The organism is Lacrimispora xylanolytica, assembly GCF_026723765.1.
GTDB classification, from domain to species: domain Bacteria; phylum Bacillota; class Clostridia; order Lachnospirales; family Lachnospiraceae; genus Lacrimispora; species Lacrimispora xylanolytica.
In genome coordinates this window covers 3,923,767-3,944,173 of sequence record NZ_CP113524.1, presented here as the reverse complement: position 1 = coordinate 3,944,173, position 20,407 = coordinate 3,923,767, and the positions used below count along the sequence as shown (strand labels likewise).

13 protein-coding genes are annotated in these 20,407 nt (G+C 44.0%); 11 read left to right on the top strand and 2 right to left on the bottom strand.

Features of this window, described 5'->3' with window-relative positions; all coding sequences use genetic code 11:
* Window positions 1-91 precede the first annotated feature (91 nt).
* On the bottom strand, window positions 92-712 hold the full coding sequence (locus tag OW255_RS18315) for a superoxide dismutase (protein WP_024834843.1): 621 nt from the start codon (window positions 710-712) through the stop codon (window positions 92-94).
* 231 nt (window positions 713-943) lie between these two features.
* The gene (locus tag OW255_RS18310) at window positions 944-1,396 is read right to left on the bottom strand and encodes a hypothetical protein (RefSeq protein ID WP_024834844.1); all 453 of its coding nucleotides are present in this window, start codon (window positions 1,394-1,396) and stop codon (window positions 944-946) included.
* A gap of 207 nt (window positions 1,397-1,603) precedes the next feature.
* Between OW255_RS18310 and rpoB the strand changes: the two genes are divergently transcribed.
* From rpoB to fusA, 11 genes are all read left to right on the top strand, one after another.
* Window positions 1,604-5,470, top strand: a complete 3,867-nt coding sequence (gene rpoB / locus OW255_RS18305) for a DNA-directed RNA polymerase subunit beta (RefSeq protein WP_024834845.1) — start codon at window positions 1,604-1,606, stop codon at window positions 5,468-5,470.
* Window positions 5,471-5,488: 18 nt separating this feature from the next.
* Window positions 5,489-9,148 (top strand): DNA-directed RNA polymerase subunit beta', encoded by a 3,660-nt coding sequence (gene rpoC, locus OW255_RS18300; protein ID WP_024834846.1) that lies wholly within the window; start codon window positions 5,489-5,491, stop codon window positions 9,146-9,148.
* A 155-nt stretch (window positions 9,149-9,303) separates the two neighbouring features.
* On the top strand, window positions 9,304-10,179 hold the full coding sequence (locus tag OW255_RS18295) for a carbohydrate ABC transporter permease (protein WP_268114905.1): 876 nt from the start codon (window positions 9,304-9,306) through the stop codon (window positions 10,177-10,179).
* Window positions 10,169-11,002, top strand: a complete 834-nt coding sequence (locus OW255_RS18290; protein ID WP_024834848.1) for a carbohydrate ABC transporter permease — start codon at window positions 10,169-10,171, stop codon at window positions 11,000-11,002. The genes OW255_RS18295 and OW255_RS18290 overlap by 11 nt, the downstream gene beginning before the upstream one ends.
* A gap of 17 nt (window positions 11,003-11,019) precedes the next feature.
* A complete protein-coding gene (locus OW255_RS18285; RefSeq protein ID WP_268114904.1) occupies window positions 11,020-13,545 on the top strand; it encodes a hypothetical protein in 2,526 nt (841 codons plus the stop codon).
* A complete protein-coding gene (locus OW255_RS18280) occupies window positions 13,542-14,621 on the top strand; it encodes a glycoside hydrolase family 88/105 protein (protein WP_268114903.1) in 1,080 nt (359 codons plus the stop codon). The genes OW255_RS18285 and OW255_RS18280 overlap by 4 nt, the downstream gene beginning before the upstream one ends.
* Window positions 14,622-14,639: 18 nt before the next feature.
* Entirely contained in the window at window positions 14,640-15,557 is a 918-nt protein-coding gene (locus OW255_RS18275; protein WP_268114901.1) for an AraC family transcriptional regulator, read from the top strand.
* Window positions 15,558-15,635: 78 nt separating this feature from the next.
* The gene (locus tag OW255_RS18270; RefSeq protein WP_268114900.1) at window positions 15,636-16,901 is read left to right on the top strand and encodes an ABC transporter substrate-binding protein; all 1,266 of its coding nucleotides are present in this window, start codon (window positions 15,636-15,638) and stop codon (window positions 16,899-16,901) included.
* A gap of 197 nt (window positions 16,902-17,098) precedes the next feature.
* Window positions 17,099-17,518: a 30S ribosomal protein S12 gene (gene rpsL, locus OW255_RS18265; RefSeq protein ID WP_024834853.1), complete on the top strand. Its 420-nt coding sequence runs from the start codon at window positions 17,099-17,101 to the stop codon at window positions 17,516-17,518.
* A gap of 177 nt (window positions 17,519-17,695) precedes the next feature.
* The gene (rpsG, locus tag OW255_RS18260; protein ID WP_024834854.1) at window positions 17,696-18,166 is read left to right on the top strand and encodes a 30S ribosomal protein S7; all 471 of its coding nucleotides are present in this window, start codon (window positions 17,696-17,698) and stop codon (window positions 18,164-18,166) included.
* A gap of 16 nt (window positions 18,167-18,182) precedes the next feature.
* The gene (gene fusA, locus OW255_RS18255; protein ID WP_268114899.1) at window positions 18,183-20,303 is read left to right on the top strand and encodes an elongation factor G; all 2,121 of its coding nucleotides are present in this window, start codon (window positions 18,183-18,185) and stop codon (window positions 20,301-20,303) included.
* The last annotated feature ends 104 nt before the right edge of the window (window positions 20,304-20,407 follow it).

Below are 20,407 nucleotides of genomic sequence, written 5' to 3'. Positions count from 1 at the left end.
ATCATTTCTGTACCGGAGCCTATCTTTTTTATGTGTTATATGCTATTTTTGGAGGAGTACTTTTTGAGATTATTGGTATTGAGTCTATTTTTTAACCTTTTAATACGTTAGCGTAATTGGCGGCAACTGCATTCCAGTCAACGACTTCAAAGAATGCCTTAATATAATCTGCTCTTAGGTTCTTATACTTTAAGTAATAAGCATGTTCCCAAACGTCAATGCCAAGGATTGGAACGTGTCCATTTCCTTCCATAAGCGGATTGTCCTGATTTGGACTGGAGGATAGAATCAGCTTTCCGTTTCTGTCACTTGAGAGCCATCCCCAGCCGGATCCAAACTGTCCGGCAGCCAGGCCGCTTAATTTATCTTTAAAATCTGAAAAGCTTCCGAATGCCTGATTAAGGGCTGCCTTTAAATCTCCTTCCGGTTCGCCGCCACCGTTGGGGCTCATAGTTCCGAAATAAAGATTATGGTTATAAAAACCTCCGCCGTTGTTTCGAATGGCTTTTCTTAGGGCTTCATCAGAAATCTTATCAAGGGAAGATAGGAGGAGAGAGATATCCTTATCTGCCACTCCAGCTTTTTGAGCTGCATCGTTTAGATTTTTTGTGTAAGCTGCATGATGTTTGGAATAATGAGTTTCCATTGTAAGAGCATCAATATGAGGTTCTAAAGCGTCGTACGCATAAGGTAATTGAATTTGATTAAACATAATAGTTCTCCTTTCGATTCCATCATTTATTTTCAAATGTCAGTATTTATTATTTGGTTAGTCATTGCTAACTTGTTTGTAGCTTCATTATATCATGAATTCAAGCGTTGTCAAGATGATTTTTCAGACTTTTTAAAAGTTTATTGTATATAAGCACACAAAGAATGCCCAGGTGCGAAGTTGTTCGCAACCTGGGCATTCGCCACAGAACATTCCGGTGATGGATATCACTTACTTTTTGTCGTTCTTTTTAAACTTGTCCCAAAATGACTTCTTCTTTGGAGCTGGAGGAACTGCTTTACCTCTAAGGCTCTTGATCTCGGTTATGTAAATACCGCTTATCACAACCTTTGCTTCTGTCTTAATGGGAAGGACTTCGAAAACCTTGGCATCTGCAATCAGCGTCATTACCTTTGGTCCGATCTTTGCCTTTACAATGGGCAGCTTTGTTCTGCGCATATACTTTGGTGTCTGCTCGTACACAATCTTAGGAAGGCCGGCGTCTTTTAGCTTCATCTTCTTCTTATCAATAACCAGCATGTTAACGGTCTGTGCCGCAGCTTCTAATGCCTGCTGCTGTTCCACCTGACGCTTCTCCAGCTTCTTACCGAGAAAATAAAGGACTGCCAATGCCACAACTACGATGAAAAGAATCACGATTAATACGTTTAAAAATGTGCTCACCGGGAATACCTCCAATAGTTCTTTTTGTAAATTGGGCCTATCTGTAATAGTATATCACGTTTTCTTGGAAAATACAAGTAAAAAATGCTTGACACCTTGACAACGCTATGATATTATGGAATGTGCACTATTGTGGCTTTGTGTGCCTTGTAGGGACATTTATGCCCAAACAGAATCAATTAGAAAGAAAACAGGGGTGAAACGTCAATGGAGAAAAGCAGAATGCGTCCGGTCCCAGCCGGTAAGAGCCTGAGAATGAGTTTCTCAAGACAAAAAGAAGTGCTTGAGATGCCAAACCTGATCGAGATTCAAAAGAATTCCTATCAGTGGTTCCTTGATGAAGGATTGAAGGAAGTCTTTGAAGACATCTCTCCGATTGCAGACTTTGCAGGACACTTAAGTCTTGAATTTGTCGACTTTACATTATGTAAGGACGATATCAAGTACACAATAGAAGAATGCAAGGAAAGAGATGCAACCTATGCGGCTCCTTTAAAGGTAAAGGTAAGACTTTGCAATAAAGATAAAGATGAAATTAATGAACACGAGATCTTCATGGGTGATCTTCCACTTATGACAGATACTGGTTCCTTTGTAATTAACGGTGCCGAGCGAGTTATTGTAAGCCAGTTGGTACGTTCCCCAGGTATATATTATGGTATCGAACACGACAAGGTTGGTAAGGAACTTTATGCCTGTACGGTAATTCCTAACCGTGGAGCATGGCTGGAGTATGAGACTGACTCCAACGACATCTTCTACGTACGAGTAGACAGAACCAGAAAGGTTCCAGTCACCGTACTGATCCGTGCACTTGGTTTTGGTACCAATGCAGAGATCATTGAACTGTTCGGTGAAGAGCCGAAATTATTAGCCAGCTTTGGTAAAGACACTTCTGATAATTACCAGGATGGCTTATTGGAGTTATATAAGAAGATCCGCCCAGGTGAACCTTTATCTGTTGATAGTGCTGAAAGTTTGTTAAATAGTATGTTCTTTGACCCAAGAAGATATGATCTTGCAAAGGTCGGAAGATATAAATTCAATAAGAAGCTTCATTTTAAAAACCGTATTACAGGTCATGATCTGGCTGAGGATGTAATTGACACCGTAACTGGTGAAATCCTCGCACAGGCTGGAACCACAGTAGACAAGCAGCTTGCTGAAAGGATACAGAATGCAGCTGTTCCTTTTGTGTGGCTGGAAGGTGTGGAGCGCAAACAGAAAGTACTTTCTAACTTAATGGTAGATTTATCTGCACATGTTAGTTTTGATCCGAAGGAAGCAGGTGTTACAGAATTAGTATTCTATCCTGCCCTTGAAAAAATTCTGGCAGAAGTTGGCAGTGACGATGAAGAGGCTCTTAAAAAAGCCATTCACAGAAACTTAAATGAGCTGGTTCCAAAGCATATTACGAAAGAAGATATCTTAGCTTCCATAAATTATAATATGCATCTGGAAGAAGAAGTGGGTACAGCAGATGATATTGACCACTTAGGAAACCGTAGAATCCGTGCGGTTGGCGAGCTTCTTCAGAATCAGTACCGTATCGGTCTTTCCAGAATGGAGAGAGTGGTACGTGAAAGAATGACCACTCAGGACATGGATGGCATTACACCACAGTCCCTGATCAATATTAAGCCTGTTACTGCTGCAGTTAAGGAATTCTTCGGAAGTTCCCAGTTATCCCAGTTTATGGATCAGAATAACCCACTTGCAGAATTAACACATAAAAGACGTCTGTCTGCCTTAGGACCTGGTGGTCTTTCCAGAGACCGTGCCGGATTCGAGGTTCGAGACGTTCACTATACCCATTACGGCCGTATGTGTCCGATCGAGACACCTGAAGGTCCTAACATCGGTCTGATCAACTCCCTTGCTACCTATGCAAGAGTAAACCAGTATGGATTCGTAGAGGCTCCATACCGTGTGGTAGATAAGACAGATGCTCAGAATCCAATTGTTACCGATGAAGTAGTTTATCTTACCGCTGATGAGGAAGATAACTTCGTAGTAGCTCAGGCGAATGAGCCGCTCGATGACGAAGGTCATTTTATTCATAAGAACATTTCCGGACGTTACCGCGAGGAAACATCTGAGTTCCAGAGAAAGAACATTGACTTAATGGACGTTTCTCCTAAGATGGTATTCTCTGTAGCGACAGCCATGATTCCTTTCCTTGAAAACGACGATGCGAACCGTGCCCTCATGGGATCAAACATGCAGCGTCAGGCCGTGCCGCTTTTAACCACCGATGCTCCTGCAGTAGGAACTGGTATGGAAGCAAAGGCAGCTGTTGACTCCGGTGTTTGTGTAGTTGCAAGAAACTCTGGTGTGGTTGAACGGTCTGCTTCCAATGAGATCATCATCCGCAGAGATTCTGACGGCGGCAAGGATGTTTACCGCCTGACTAAGTTTAAGAGAAGCAACCAGTCCAACTGTTACAACCAGAAGCCAATCGTATTTAAGAACAACCACGTGGTAAAAGGCGAAGTTATTGCTGACGGACCTTCTACCCAGAATGGTGAAATCGCTCTCGGTAAGAATCCTTTGATCGGATTCATGACCTGGGAAGGTTACAACTACGAGGATGCGGTTCTCTTAAGTGAGAGACTGGTACAGGAAGACGTTTATACCTCTGTCCACATCGAGGAATATGAGGCAGAAGCCCGTGATACCAAGTTAGGACCGGAAGAAATCACCCGTGACGTTCCTGGTGTCGGCGAGGACGCTTTAAAAGACCTTGATGAGAGAGGAATTATCCGTATCGGTGCAGAAGTCCGTGCCGGAGATATCCTGGTAGGTAAGGTAACTCCAAAGGGAGAGACTGAGCTGACTGCAGAAGAAAGACTGCTTCGTGCCATCTTTGGTGAGAAGGCAAGAGAAGTTCGTGATACCTCCTTAAAAGTACCTCACGGTGCTTACGGTATCATTGTTGATGCAAAAGTATTTACAAGAGAAAACGGCGACGAGCTGTCTCCTGGTGTGAATGAGACTGTCCGCATCTACATTGCTCAGAAGAGAAAAATCTCTGTGGGCGATAAGATGGCTGGACGTCATGGTAACAAGGGTGTTGTTTCCCGCGTGCTTCCAGTAGAAGATATGCCGTTCCTTCCTAACGGCCGTCCTCTTGATATCGTATTAAACCCTCTGGGCGTTCCTTCCCGTATGAACATCGGGCAGGTACTTGAGATCCATTTAAGCCTTGCTGCAAGAGCTTTGGGCTTCAATGTTTCCACCCCGGTATTTGACGGTGCAAACGAGAACGACATTATGGATACCCTGGATGTGGCTAATGATTATGTAAATATGAGCTGGTCAGATTTCCAGGATAAATATAAAGACACATTAAAGCCTGACGTAATTGAATATCTTGGTGATCACCTGGATCACAGAGAATTATGGAAGGGTGTTCCGATTAACCGCGATGGAAAAGTACGTCTCCGTGACGGACGTACCGGAGAATACTTTGACAGTGCTGTTACCATCGGACACATGCACTACTTGAAGCTTCACCATCTGGTAGACGATAAGATCCATGCCCGTTCTACAGGACCATACTCTCTGGTTACCCAGCAGCCTCTCGGCGGTAAAGCCCAGTTCGGCGGACAGCGTTTCGGAGAGATGGAGGTTTGGGCTCTTGAGGCATACGGTGCATCTTATACACTTCAGGAGATCATGACTGTGAAATCCGATGATGTAGTAGGCCGTGTTAAGACTTACGAAGCCATTATTAAGGGTGAGAACATCCCTGAGCCTGGTATTCCGGAATCCTTCAAGGTATTGTTAAAAGAGCTTCAGTCACTGGCACTGGATGTAAGAGTGTTGCGTGATGACAATACTGAAGTTCAGATTGCTGAAAGCACAGACTACGAAGAGACGGATTTAAGATCCATTATTGAAGGTGACAGACATTATCGTGATGAGGAGTCCTTTGGTGACTACGGTTATCAGAAGCAGGAATTTAAGGATAATGAACTGGTTGCTGTCAGTGAAGAAGAGGAGACTGAAGAGGTCGACGATTCGTTTGAGGATTTCGATGACGTAGATATTGAAGATTCAGACGAAGAATAATAGAAGGGAGAACCGCTCATGCCTGAAAACAATGAAACTTACCACCCAATGACGTTTGACGCCATAAAAATCGGTCTGGCTTCTCCGGAAAAGATTCTGGATTGGTCCCACGGCGAGGTAAAAAAGCCGGAGACCATCAACTACAGAACCTTAAAGCCGGAAAAGGACGGTTTGTTCTGTGAACGAATCTTTGGACCGAGCAAGGACTGGGAATGTCATTGCGGTAAATATAAAAAAATTCGGTATAAAGGCGTTATCTGCGACCGATGCGGCGTGGAAGTAACGAAAGCCAGCGTTCGTAGAGAGCGTATGGGCCATATCCAGCTTGCTGCCCCTGTTTCCCATATCTGGTATTTCAAGGGAATACCAAGCCGTATGGGTCTCATTCTGGACATTTCTCCAAGAACCTTAGAGAAGGTGCTCTATTTCGCATCTTACGTGGTACTGGATGCCGGCAACACCGGTCTCCAGTATAAGCAGGTCTTGTCTGAGAAGGAATACCGTGAAGAGACAGAGAAATACGGCCATGGCGCATTCCGTGTAGGAATGGGTGCAGAAGCCATTCTGGAACTGTTACGATCCATTGACCTTGAAAAAGACTCTGAGGAGCTGAAAAAAGGATTAAAGGAAGCTACAGGACAGAAGCGTGCAAGAATTATCAAGCGTCTGGAAGTGGTAGAAGCCTTCAGAAACTCCGGCAACTTACCAGAGTGGATGATCATGACCGTGGTACCGGTTATCCCACCGGATATCCGTCCGATGGTTCAGTTAGACGGTGGACGTTTTGCTACCTCTGACTTAAATGACCTTTACAGAAGAATCATCAACCGTAACAACCGTCTTGCCCGTCTGTTAGAGCTTGGCGCTCCTGACATCATTGTTCGTAACGAAAAGCGTATGCTTCAGGAAGCCGTTGATGCCTTAATCGACAACGGCAGAAGAGGAAGACCGGTAACCGGACCTGGAAACCGTGCATTAAAATCCCTCTCTGATATGTTAAAGGGTAAGCAGGGACGATTCCGTCAGAACCTACTTGGAAAGCGTGTTGACTATTCCGGACGTTCTGTTATCGTCGTTGGTCCTGAACTTAAGATTTACCAGTGCGGTCTTCCAAAAGAGATGGCTATCGAGTTATTCAAGCCTTTCGTTATGAAAGAGCTGGTTTCTAATGGAACTGCACATAATATAAAGAATGCAAAGAAGATGGTTGAGCGCCTTCAGACAGAAGTCTGGGACGTACTGGAAGATGTTATCAAAGAGCATCCGGTTATGTTAAACCGTGCGCCTACCCTTCATAGACTGGGTATCCAGGCTTTCGAGCCAATCCTCGTCGAAGGTAAGGCAATCAAGCTTCATCCACTGGTATGTACCGCGTTTAACGCCGACTTCGACGGTGACCAGATGGCGGTTCATCTGCCACTTTCCGTAGAGGCTCAGGCAGAATGCCGTTTCCTTCTGTTATCACCAAACAACCTTCTTAAGCCTTCCGACGGTGGCCCTGTTGCCGTTCCGTCTCAGGATATGGTTCTTGGTATCTACTACCTGACCCAGGAACGTCCTGGTGCTAAGGGAGAAGGAATGGTATTTAGAAGTGTAAACGAAGCCATTCTCGCTTACGAGAACCAGGCAGTTACCCTTCATTCCAGAATCAAGGCAAGAGTTACAAAGAGAATGCCTGATGGTACCATGAAGAGCGGAGTGGTAGAATCCACCGTAGGACGTTTCATCTTCAATGAGATCGTTCCTCAGGATCTTGGTTTCGTAGACCGTTCCATTCCAGGCAACGAGCTTTTAATGGAAGTCGATTTCCATGTAGGTAAGAAGCAGTGTAAGCAGATTCTTGAAAAGGTTATTAACGTTCACGGAGCTGTTCAGACTGCAGAGACCTTAGATGACATTAAAGCCATTGGTTATAGATATTCAACCAAAGCTGCCATGACGGTTTCCATTTCCGATATGACCGTGCCGGAAAGCAAGCCAAAGCTGATCGCAGAGGCTCAGGCAACGGTTGACCAGATTGCTAAAAACTTCCGCCGTGGTCTTATCACAGAGGAAGAGCGTTATAAAGAAGTTATTGACACCTGGAAGGTGACCGATGATCAGCTGACTCATGACCTGCTTACAGGGCTTGATAAGTACAACAACATCTATATGATGGCTGACTCCGGAGCCCGAGGTTCTGATAAGCAGATCAAGCAGCTTGCAGGTATGCGTGGACTTATGGCCGATACAACTGGTCATACCATCGAACTTCCTATCAAGTCCAACTTCCGTGAGGGTCTTGACGTATTGGAGTACTTTATCTCCGCTCATGGAGCTCGTAAAGGACTTTCCGATACCGCTCTTCGTACCGCCGACTCTGGTTACTTGACCAGACGTCTGGTAGACGTATCTCAGGATATGATTATCCGTGAGATCGACTGCTGCGAAGGAAAAGACATTCCATTTATGGAGATCAAGGCGTTTACAGACGGCCAGGAAACCATTGAGGGCCTGGAAGAACGTATCACCGGAAGATTTATTGCAGAAACCATTACAGATCCTGATACTGGAGAGGTCATTGTAAAAGAGAACCATATGTGTACTCCAAAACGTGCTTCCGCAGTTATGAAGGTGTTAGATAAGATGGGCCGTAATTCCATTAAGATCCGTAACGTCCTTACCTGCAAATCCCATCAGGGAGTTTGTGCGAAATGTTACGGAGCCAACATGGCTACTGGTCAGCCGGTACAGGTTGGTGAAGCAGTCGGAATCATTGCAGCTCAGTCCATCGGTGAGCCTGGAACACAGCTTACCATGCGTACCTTCCATACCGGAGGTGTTGCGGGTGGCGATATCACACAGGGTCTTCCCCGTGTCGAGGAGCTTTTTGAGGCAAGAAAGCCGAAAGGTCTTGCTATCATCGCTGAGTTCGGCGGAGTGGTTGCCATTAAGGATACCAAGAAAAAACGTGAGATTATCATTACCGAGAATGAAACCGGCAATTCCAAGACCTATCTGATTCCTTACGGTTCCAGAATCAAGGTTGCTGACGGCCAGGTGCTTGAGGCTGGTGATGAGCTTACGGAAGGTAGTGTGAATCCACACGATATCTTAAAGATCAAAGGCGTTCGTGCCGTACAGGATTATATGATCCAGGAGGTACAGCGTGTGTACCGTCTCCAGGGTGTAGAAATCAATGATAAGCACGTAGAGATGATCGTAAGACAGATGCTTAAAAAGATCAAAATCGAGGAGAGCGGAGACAGCGATGTCCTTCCAGGAACCTCTATGGACGTTCTTGATTATAATGACTTAAATGATGCACTCCTTGCAGAAGGCAAAGAGCCGGCAGATGGAAAGCAGGTTATGCTTGGTATTACCAAGGCATCTCTTGCAACTGATTCCTTCCTGTCAGCTGCTTCCTTCCAGGAGACCACAAAGGTTCTGACCGAAGCCGCTATTAACGGTAAGGTTGACCACTTGATCGGTCTTAAGGAAAACGTTATTATCGGTAAGCCGATTCCGGCTGGTACTGGTATGAAGCGTTACCGTACCATCAACTTAAGTACAGATGCGGAACTGGAAGAGGATGATGAGATTCTGTTATCAGAAGATGACGAGATCTTATTAACCGATGACCGTTTCGAAGAAGCAGATGAGATTTTATCCATCAGTGAAGACGATATAGAAGAGTAAGAAGTGAAACGCCCTGACTGGCTTTGGCCGTCAGGGCGTTTTTTGCATATTAGGAGACTTCTTAGGAAAAGACAATATTATGTAATATTTGCATAACAAAACTGGATTTTTACTCTTTTTTTCATGCTATAATCATAAAAAAGGAGGTAGAACCAATGAGGAAGTTTGAGCGGAATGTGTTTCCTTATCTGCTGCTTGCTCCTACTTTAATCATATTTGGCCTGTTTCTATTCTTTCCAGCTGTAAATGGGCTATGGATATCGTTGACAAAGTGGGATGGAGTAAATCCCCAGAAATTTGTGGGGATCAATAATTATATAAAGCTTTTTTCAGATCGGGGATTTTGGGATTCTTTTCTCCGCACGGTATTTTTTACTGCAGTCTCGGTTCCCCTGGTTTATGTTTCAGCCATGGGACTTGCCTTGCTGCTGACAGGTGCGCGAAAGGGGAATGATTTTTTCCGGGCAGTCTTTTACTGGCCCACCATGATTTCCAGTATTATCGTGGGACTCACCTGGAGATTTCTTTTGGGGGAAGAATTTGGTGTCATCAATTATCTTCTGACCGCCATGGGAAGATCACCGGTGAAATGGCTGACGGATCAGAATTATGCCATGGGGGTTGTGATCTTCGTCACCGCGTGGAGTATGTCAGGCTATTATATGGTCATGTTCATTTCCGGTATTAAGGCCATATCTGAGACTTATTATGAGGCCGCAAGAATAGATGGTGCCGGATTCTTTCATCAGTTCCGCTATATTACACTGCCGCTTTTAAAGCCTACCAGTCTTTTGGTCCTTGTATTATCCACGGTTACTATTATTAAAACCTATCCATTGGTATATGCGCTGACTCAGGGCGGCCCGGCAGGGGCTACCAAGTTCATGGTACAGACCATACAGGAAACAGGATTTGAAAAAAATCAGATGGGCTACGCCAGTGCCATGACCATGATACTCTTTGTTCTGTTAGCCATGTTCACGGTGGTGCAATTTAAAGCAAATAGGGGAGGGGAGCAGGATGCAGACTAATCGTAAAAAATACTTATTTGCAGGTGGTGCATGGATCATTCTTCTTATCCTCACCTTTATATTCCTGATGCCCATACTCTGGGTCATTGGTTCTTCCTTTAAAAGCACTGGTGAATTATTCTCCTGGCCCCCCAGTTTCATTGGAAAGAATCCAACTTTTTCCAACTATCAAAGGGCTTTGGAAGAAGGACATTTTGGAATCTACTTTTTTAATACGGTATTTACCAGCCTTGTGGCTACATTTTTAACGATAGTGGTCAATGTGATGTCCGGATATGCCTTTGCGAAATACCGTTTTAAAGGAGATAAGATTCTCTTTGGTGTTGTACTGGCTACCTTGATGATTCCTTTGGAGGTCATCATGATCCCTATTTTCAAGGTGATTGTGGCAACCAATCTTTATAACAGCTTATGGGGACTGATCATTCCGGCCGTAGCTTCGCCTACAGCGGTCTTTCTGGTGAGACAGTATTACGTCGGAATTCCAGATGCTTATATGGAAGCCGCCAGAATCGACGGAGCGTCGGAAGGGAGTATCTTAATGCGGATCATGCTGCCTCTTGCCAGGCCGGTTATCTCTGTTCTTTGTATCTTTTCTTTTATGTGGAGATGGAACGATTATCTTTGGCCGAAGCTGGTTATCAACAGTAAGGAACGATACACCATACAGCTGGCACTGGCTAATTATTCCGGTGAATACTCGGTAGACTGGAACAGCTTATTGGCGATGTCCGTCATTTCCATGATTCCGGTAATTATTGTGTTCGTAACACTGCAAAGCTATATTATCGGCGGCATGACTGCCGGAGGAGTCAAAGAGTAAACAGGAGGAAAGAAGACATGAAATACTTGGAGTATCCGCTGTTTGCGGAAGGATTTGTCAATCGCTTTCTAATCAGTGAGGTTCATACGCAAATCCGGCAATTCACCAGGTCTACCTTAAGCGGAAGGGTCAATGAGTGGTTGAAAAAGGGATTTGCCATTCATGAAAATCCCTGCAGGAAAGAATTTATTGAACAGAGAAAAGGCGAAATACCACAATGTCCTGATTTTACCCATATCACCAATGGTGGAACGTTACATGTATTTGGAGAGGAAAAGCTGGTAAAGCAATATTTCCCTTTTGGAAATCCAGGCATTGACGGGTCCGGCTTTTATTATCAGCCTACTTATTTAAGGATGTATGGATATACCATACTTCAGTCAGAAGAAGAGGGCATCGTGGATTTTGAACTGGAGACCTGTGGCGGCTTAACTCTCTGGGCCAATGGGCAGCTGATCACAGATTTCACCCCGTTTACCAGAAATCTGGTTAAGAAAACAGTCGTATCCATTCCCCTTTTAAAAGGCATGAATCCAATTGTGGTCTGCCTCGATGATCTGGCGGAACGTGATACAGATTACTATTTTCGTATGAAGCGCTTGGGAGAAGCGGATTTAAAGATACTGATTCCGGCAGATGACCAGGTGGAGGAAGATACCTTAAATCAAATGGAACAGATGTTACATGGGATGTGCTTTGACAAAGAAGCTTATTTCAGCGAAACTATAAAAATGAATCTTAACAATCCTTTTAACCAGCCTCTTAATCTGGAAATTATGGTAACTCCGGGAGAATTCATTGAAAAAATGGAACAATCCTGGAAGCTTATAAAAATCAGAAATTATACCATGGAGGCGGAGCAAAAGGGACTGGTACTCTTTCATACAGATGAAATATCACCAGGCTATTATTATTTTACAGCAGTTCTTACTTACCAGGGAATTGTTATAAAAAGAAAAATCGGAAATCAGCTGGTCAGAAAAGAATTCTTAGAAAGCAACAACGAGGACAGAAACGTTCGAAAGAAGCTGGCTCTTGATGCAATCATCCGGTTCGCCCCAGAAAACACCTACAAGGCAGCCGCCCTGTTTCAGAGGGAGAGGGAATATAAACGGGCGGAAGATATTCTTTTAGAGGAGCTTTTAGGAGTGAGAAACAGAAAGGACTGCTCTGATTTTCATTTCATCATTATGATCTATATCTACCGCACCTTTTACAACCGGATTTCAGATACCTTAAAAGATGCTCTCGAAGAGGCCATGATAAATTACCGCTACTGGATCGATGAGCCGGGAGATGATGTGATGTGGTTCTTCAGCGAAAACCATGCACTCTTGTTCCATTGCTGCCAGTACCTGGCAGGCACCTACCTTCCTGACAGGACCTTTACCAACAGCGGACGTGTAGGGACTGAGGTTAAGGCCCGGGGAGAAGAGCTCCTCCACCACTGGTTTGATGACTTTTTCCGGGAATTTATTACGGAGTGGAATTCCAACGCCTATATCCCAGTTGATGTATTGGGAATTGGTACCCTTTATAATCTGACGGATGAGAAAGACCCCCTTCATCAGAAGGCAGAAAAAGCATTAAACATGATCTTTTATTCCCTGGCAGTCAATGCTCATAAGGGAGCTGTTATGACAAGCTTTGGCCGCAGCTACGAAAAAGAGATGAAGGGAAATTACAATGCAGGCACCACATCACTGCTCTATGTTGCATACAATGCAGGTTATTTAAACAGAGCCTGCATCGGATACCTCCCATTGGTGCTTGGAGAGTATCAGCCTCCAAAGGAGTACCAAAAGTACCTGACACTTGAGGAAGAGGAGGAAATGATTTTTCAGAATACACAGGGATTTGAAAACCACGTAAATCTCTATCTATATAAGAACAGCAAAGTTCTTTTATCCACTGCCATTGGCTTTAAACCATTTCAAAAAGGATATCAGGAGCACATTTTGCAGGCTACCTTAGATGAAACTGCCCAGCTCTTTATCAATCACCCTGGAGAGTCCTTTCCATATGGAAGCGGAAGACCTAATTTCTGGGCAGGCAACGGCGTTCTTCCCCTTGGGGCTCAATATGAGAATACGGCAGTCCTAAGGTACCACATTGGAGAAGAAGAGCGGATTGGTTATACTCATGCCTATATCCCAATCAATTCATTTTCCAGATATCAGGGCGAGGACGGAATTCTGGTACTGGAAAAGGACGGAGCGTATGTGGCAGTAAAAGCCTTAAATGGACTTACCATACAGGAGCAGGGCCCTAATCAGTTCAGAGAGTTTATCAGTCAGGGACGGGATAATGTCTGGGTGGTCCGGGTAGGAAGCATAAAGGAATACGGAAGTCTGGAAGAAGTCTTAGCTGCATTTAGAAACGTAACAATCACCATGGACGGGGAGAGTACTCGGGTTAAGGATGAGACAGGAAGAGAATATCTTCTTGACATGGAAAACATATTAAAGGTGAATGGAGTTCCTGTCTATCAGTATCCGGAAACCGTAGAAGGCAGAATCACATGGAAGGAGAGAGTAAATTGATTGATATAAAAACCATGGAAGAGAAACTGAACCTGGTTTCGGAAAAAATGATGGCTCTTAAAAATAACGGGATGAAGGAAGTTTATCCTATCAGCCTCATTGATTTTAACTGCTGGGAATGGCCCCAGGGAGTCGGGATTTTCGGACTTTATAAATACTATGAGGTCAGCCAGAAAAAAGAAATTCTGGATTATATAGAAAACTGGTACGACAGCCGCATCAAGGAGGGCATATTAGAGAGAAATGTTAATACCACCTCTCCCATGCTTACCCTGACCTATCTCTACGAAAAAACAAGAAAGCCGGAATACCTTGCGTTCATTAAGGACTGGTCTGACTGGATCATGAAGGATAAAAAACTGATTCGTACCGGAGATGGATGCTTTCAGCATATGATCACGGGAAGTGCCAATGATCATGAGATCCTCATTGACACCCTTTTCATGACAGTTCTCTTTCTTACCAGAGCTGGAAAGCTTCTTGAGAGAAAGGATTATCTGGACGAAGCCAACTATCAGATTCTCTCTCACATCAAATATCTGTTAAATAAAGAAGAAGGGCTGTTTTACCATGGCTTTAACTTTCAGAGAAATGACAATTATGGAAAGGTACTGTGGGGAAGAGGAAACTGCTGGTACACCATTGTTATTATGGAGCTTTTAGAAGACATTGACCTCGATGAAGGGATAAAACGGTATTTCTTAAGTGTTTATGAAAATCAGGTGAAAGCACTGAAGAGATACGCAGACCCTGAAAACGGCTTGTGGCATACCATTATAAATGATGAATCTTCCTATTTAGAATTATCCTGCAGTGCAGCCTTCCTTTATGGTATTATGAAGGGAGTAAGGCTGGGTATTTTAAAAAGAGAAGAATACCAGGAGCTGATTGAACTTGGAACGAAGCATCTCATGGATTACATCGAAAAGGATGGAACCGTTCAAAATGTTTCTTACGGCACTCCCATTGGTTTAGACGGTGAGTTCTACAAAACGATTCCATGCTGTCCCATGACCTATGGACAGGCGCTTATGATTTTGGTACTGCAAGAAGCAATGCTTCCTTACTGGCATTAGAAAGGACTGGTTGTGAAGATGAAAGAACGCGTATTTTTTGAAGAATTTGACTCACTATATTATTTTCATGGAGGCTCTGAAAATTGGGCCATGCAGGGGTTCCATTTTCACAACCAGTATGAAATCATATTGTTTCTCACAGACGGAGCTTTGATGGAGATCGGCAATCGCACCTACCATGCCAGATCAGGGGATCTGTTTCTGATTAATAACAAAGAGTATCACCGCACCAGCGGCGGAGAAGGAAAGACGTATCACCGATATGTTCTCATGTTCGAGCCTGAGCTTTTGTTACACTTAGAGGAAGCATTCCATTATGATTTCACCATGTTTTTCGAACATCGCCCTGATCCATTTCTCCATCGCCTTCATGTAAGCGGAGAGAATCTTTTAAAGGTGGAAAAGCTGTTTGAAAAAATAGAGCAGAACATTCATTCCGAAAACAGAGGCAGCATTGAAAACAGTGTGAGAATCAAGCTGTCCATTCTGGAACTCATGGTTTCTGTCAATGAAATGTATCAGTTCTTTATGGAAAAGGAAAAGCATAAAACGACCCTGGGCTTTGATTCCACCTATGAAGATCAGGAGTTTAAGGACCCGGTGCTTTACCGGGAAAGAATCGAGCAGTTAAAAAAGTACATTGCGTCTCATGTGGAAGAACGGCTGGATCTTCATGAAATCTCACGCAGATTTTATATGAACCGGTATTATTTAAGCCATTATTTCAAAAAGGAGACAGGTTTTACTTTGACCCAGTATGTGGCCAATCAAAAGATCATTGCAGCGAAAGCACTATTAAAGGAAGGGCACTCAGTCACGGATGTGGCGGTAAAGCTTTCCTATAACAGTGACAGCCATTTTATTGCTGTATTTAAGAAAATGACGGGGATTACACCAAAAAAATATGCCCAGTCAAAAAAGAGCAAAAAAGAATGATTTCCTGTCTGATATATGAAATTTTTTCTGTGAGGCGAATGATAAAATGAGGTTACCAACTAAAAAGGAGAGGTATTTATGAAAAAAACAGTATCATGGTTGCTTATGGGGATGCTGGCGCTTTCGACCCTTGTGGGTTGTTCCGGCGGGGGAAAACAGGCGGACAGCAAAGAAAAGAAGCTTGATGTGGTATGGTTCAGCGACGGAAAAGAAGGGGAATCCTTTCTAAAGCTGGCGGACGGATACATGAAGGAGCATCCGGACATCAAGATCAATCTGATTGAGGTTCCGTATTCTGATTTAGAGAGCAAGATCAAAAATATGATCAATGGAAAGGAAGCGCCTGCCATTGCAAGGCTTACTAATTTAGGACCGTTCCAAAATCAGCTTGTGGATCTCGGAGAGTACGTATCCAATAAAGATGAATTTGTAAACAGCTTTGGGGAAGGGCTTAAATTCGTCTTTGATGATAAGGTTCTGGCAGCGCCTATGGATGTAACTGCCAACGGACTCATTTATAATAAAACAGCCTTTGATAAGGCAGGCGTTTCTGTTCCTCAATCTGAGGACGAGGTATGGACCTGGGAAGAGTGGAAGGAAGCCATGAAAACCGTAATGGAAAAGGGCGGCTGCAAATACGGCCTCGTTTATGATAAGTCTCCTCAAAGATTTACCACCCTTCTTTATCAGTCAGGCGGCGGCCTTTTAAATCCTGAGCTGAATGAGAGCGATTTTAATACGGCGGAAAACAAACATGCCATACAGTTCTTTAAGGATTTAAACGATGAAGGCATTATCCCTTCTTCTGTGTGGCTTGGATCAGAAAATCCCAACAACCTATTCCGCACCGGACAGGTTGCCATGCATTTTTCCGGAAGCTGGATGATTGCTAATTATAAAGATCAGATCACTGATTTTGAGTGGGGAGTTACTTACTTACCAAAAGAAGCCACACGCTCATCCGTACCAGGAGGAAAGTACCTGGCAGCATTCCAGAATACCGGAGTAGAAAAAGAAGCAGCAGAATTTATTGAATGGATCTCTAAGCCGGAAAACAATGCAAGGTACTGCGAGGAGAACAGCTACTTATCTCAGGTAAAGGGAAATGAAAGCTTGAACTATGCATACGGCAAAGAATTTTTTGATATTTTTTCCAAAGAGCTGGCTGCTACATCTACCCGTCCTGGAGCAGAGTGGGGATACCAGGCACTGACCGGAGGGGTACAGGGAGATCTTCGTGATAAGCTGGTGGATGTATTGGCAGGTAAGCTGACGGTAGATCAGTACGCGGAGGAAATGGATGGCGTGATCAACGAAAAGCTGAAAGAATTGAAAGATCAATAAAATAAAATTGATATGGCTGCGGCAGAAACCTTTGCTGCAGCCTTGTTTTTGGCCTGTATTTCACGAAAAAGAAAACCTTGACAAAAAAAAACTATATGTATATAATAATTAGGCGTGCATAAACGCGTCATGTTTTTGTGCGTAAATTAAGCTGAAGATAACAGCAACCACAGACAATATCACAGGAGGTGAATGGAATGCCCACATTTAACCAGTTAGTAAGAAAGGGAAGACAGACAAGCGAAAAGAAATCTACAGCACCCGCTCTTCAGAAGGGTTACAACTCTTTACAGAAGAAGGCTACTGATATTTCCGCTCCCCAGAAGAGAGGCGTTTGTACCGCAGTTAAAACTGCTACACCTAAAAAGCCTAACTCAGCTCTTAGAAAGATCGCCAGAGTTCGTCTTTCTAACGGTATCGAAGTAACAAGCTATATCCCAGGTGAGGGTCATAACTTACAGGAGCATAGCGTTGTTTTAATTCGTGGCGGTAGAGTAAAAGACTTACCAGGTACCAGATATCATATCGTTAGAGGTACCCTGGATACTGCAGGCGTAGCTAACAGAAAACAGGCTCGTTCCAAATACGGTGCGAAGAGACCGAAAGACAAAAAATAATTAGAACCACACATTTGAATTTCTAGTGCCGGACTTTAGATATTGAACCTGTAGGTTGCAGGATTATATATAGAAACCGAGCGCGAACGCAACTTGAATGTTTGTGAGTACCTAGGATCTAATGAATAGCTGGACAATCCAGTAAGGAGATCCAGCCATATTAAGGAGGGAAGTAACGTGCCACGTAAAGGACATACTCAAAAAAGAGACGTATTAGCAGATCCATTATACAACAATAAGGTTGTTACAAAGTTGATCAACAACATTATGTATGATGGTAAGAGAGGTGTTGCTCAGAAGATCGTTTACGGCGCATTCGGCCGTATGGAAGAAAAGACAGGCAAGCCAGCTGTTGAAGTATTCGAAGAAGCTATGAACAACATTATGCCAGTACTTGAAGTAAAGGCAAAACGTATCGGTGGTGCCACATATCAGGTACCGATCGAAGTTAAACCGGAGAGAAGACAGGCATTAGCCCTGAGATGGATTACTCTGTACTCTCGTAAGAGAGGCGAGAAGACTCAGGAGGAAAGACTTGCTAATGAGCTTTTAGATGCCGCTAATAACACCGGTGCAGCCGTTAAGAAAAAAGAAGATATGCATAAGATGGCTGACGCTAACAAGGCATTTGCTCATTACAGATTCTAATTAGGAGGAATAAGCTTTGGCTGGAAGAGAATATCCATTGGAAGCAACCAGAAATATTGGTATCATGGCCCATATCGATGCAGGTAAAACTACATTGACTGAGCGTATCCTCTATTACACTGGTGTAAATTACAAAATCGGTGACACACATGAAGGAACTGCTACCATGGACTGGATGGAGCAGGAGCAGGAAAGAGGTATCACAATTACTTCTGCTGCTACTACTTGTCACTGGACGATGCATGAGAACAACAAAGTAAAGCCAGGCGCTCCGGAACACCGTATCAACATCATTGATACTCCAGGACACGTTGACTTTACCGTAGAGGTAGAACGTTCCTTACGTGTACTTGATGGCGCTGTTGGCGTTTTCTGTGCAAAGGGAGGCGTTGAGCCACAGTCCGAAAATGTATGGCGTCAGGCTGACACCTACAACGTACCCCGTATGGCATTCATCAACAAGATGGATATCATGGGTGCAAACTTCTTTGGAGCAGTAGAGCAGATCAAGACTCGTCTTGGTAAGAACGCTATCTGCATCCAGCTCCCTATCGGCGCAGAAGATGAATTCAAAGGAATCATCGATCTGTTCGAGATGAGAGCATATATCTACAACGACGACAAGGGTGATGATATCGATATCGTTGAAATCCCAGAGGATATGAAAGACGATGCCGAGCTTTACCATGCTGAGTTAGTAGAAAAAATCTGCGAGTTAGATGATGACTTAATGATGGCATACCTGGAAGGGGAAGAGCCATCCACAGCAGAATTAAAGAAAGCTTTAAGAAAAGCAACTTGTAACTGTACCGCTATTCCTGTATGCTGCGGTAGCGCATACAGAAACAAAGGCGTACAGAGACTCCTTGATGCGATTCTTGAATATATGCCGGCTCCAACTGACATCGCTTCTATTAAGGGTGTTGATTTAGACGGCAATGAGATCGAGAGACATTCCTCTGATGACGAACCTTTCTCCGCTCTTGCATTTAAGATTATGACAGACCCATTCGTTGGTAAGCTGGCATTCTTCCGTGTTTACTCCGGTATCATGAACTCCGGTTCTTATGTATTAAATGCAACAAAAGGTAAAAAAGAGCGTGTAGGCCGTATCCTTCAGATGCATGCCAACAAGAGATCTGAGTTAGACAAAGTGTACTCCGGTGATATCGCTGCAGCTGTTGGTTTCAAGGTAACAACAACAGGTGATACTATCTGTGACGAGCAGCATCCGGTAATTCTTGAGTCCATGGAATTCCCAGAGCCAGTTATCGATATCGCTATCGAGCCTAAGACCAAAGCTGGTCAGGGCAAGATGGGCGAGGCGTTAGCTAAGCTTGCAGAAGAAGATCCTACCTTCCGTGCAAAGACCAACCAGGAAACTGGCCAGGTTATCATTTCCGGTATGGGTGAGCTTCATCTTGAGATCATCGTAGACCGTTTGCTTCGTGAGTTCAACGTAGAAGCAAACGTAGGTGCTCCTCAGGTAGCTTACAAGGAAACCTTTACTAAGACCGTTGAGGTTGATAGTAAGTATGCAAAGCAGTCTGGTGGACGTGGTCAGTACGGACACTGTAAGGTTCGCTTTGAGCCAATGGATGCCAATGGCGAAGAACTGTTCAAGTTCGAGTCTACCGTAGTTGGTGGATCTATTCCTAAAGAATATATCCCAGCTGTCGGCGAAGGTATCGAAGAGGCAACTAAGTCTGGTGTTCTTGGTGGATTCCCGGTAGTTGGTGTTAAGGCTACTGTATACGACGGATCTTACCATGAAGTCGATTCCAGTGAAATGGCATTCCACATTGCCGGTTCTATGGCGTTTAAGGATGCGATGAACAAGGGCGGCTCCATTCTTCTTGAGCCAATCATGAAGGTTGAAGTAACTATGCCTGAGGACTACATGGGTGATGTTATCGGTGATATCAACTCCCGTCGTGGCCGTATCGAAGGTATGGAAGACATCGGCGGCGGAAAGATGGTTAAAGCATTCGTACCACTTTCTGAGATGTTCGGTTATTCCACAGACTTACGTTCCAGAACACAGGGACGCGGTAACTTCTCAATGTTCTTTGAGAAATATGAGCCGGTTCCAAAGAGTGTACAGGAAAAAGTTCTTGCAGATAAAAAGGGCAAATAATTCCTAACTGGTTCCACTGGGTTTCAGGCTGTCACGGCGGCCTGGAACCCGTCAAATAGGCTTGAAAATAGTGCACAAATAGCATATAATAAAAAACAGCCTAA

Excerpts from the sequence above, each read along its gene's own strand:
- OW255_RS18315 (WP_024834843.1), bottom strand. The coding sequence starts at position 712 with ATGTTTAATCAAATTCAATTACCTTATGCGTACGACGCTTTAGAACCT.
- rpoB (WP_024834845.1), top strand. The coding sequence starts at position 1,604 with ATGGAGAAAAGCAGAATGCGTCCGGTCCCAGCCGGTAAGAGCCTGAGA.
- rpoC (WP_024834846.1), top strand. The coding sequence starts at position 5,489 with ATGCCTGAAAACAATGAAACTTACCACCCAATGACGTTTGACGCCATA.
- OW255_RS18295 (WP_268114905.1), top strand. The coding sequence starts at position 9,304 with ATGAGGAAGTTTGAGCGGAATGTGTTTCCTTATCTGCTGCTTGCTCCT.
- OW255_RS18290 (WP_024834848.1), top strand. The coding sequence starts at position 10,169 with ATGCAGACTAATCGTAAAAAATACTTATTTGCAGGTGGTGCATGGATC.
- OW255_RS18285 (WP_268114904.1), top strand. The coding sequence starts at position 11,020 with ATGAAATACTTGGAGTATCCGCTGTTTGCGGAAGGATTTGTCAATCGC.
- OW255_RS18275 (WP_268114901.1), top strand. The coding sequence starts at position 14,640 with ATGAAAGAACGCGTATTTTTTGAAGAATTTGACTCACTATATTATTTT.
- OW255_RS18270 (WP_268114900.1), top strand. The coding sequence starts at position 15,636 with ATGAAAAAAACAGTATCATGGTTGCTTATGGGGATGCTGGCGCTTTCG.
- rpsL (WP_024834853.1), top strand. The coding sequence starts at position 17,099 with ATGCCCACATTTAACCAGTTAGTAAGAAAGGGAAGACAGACAAGCGAA.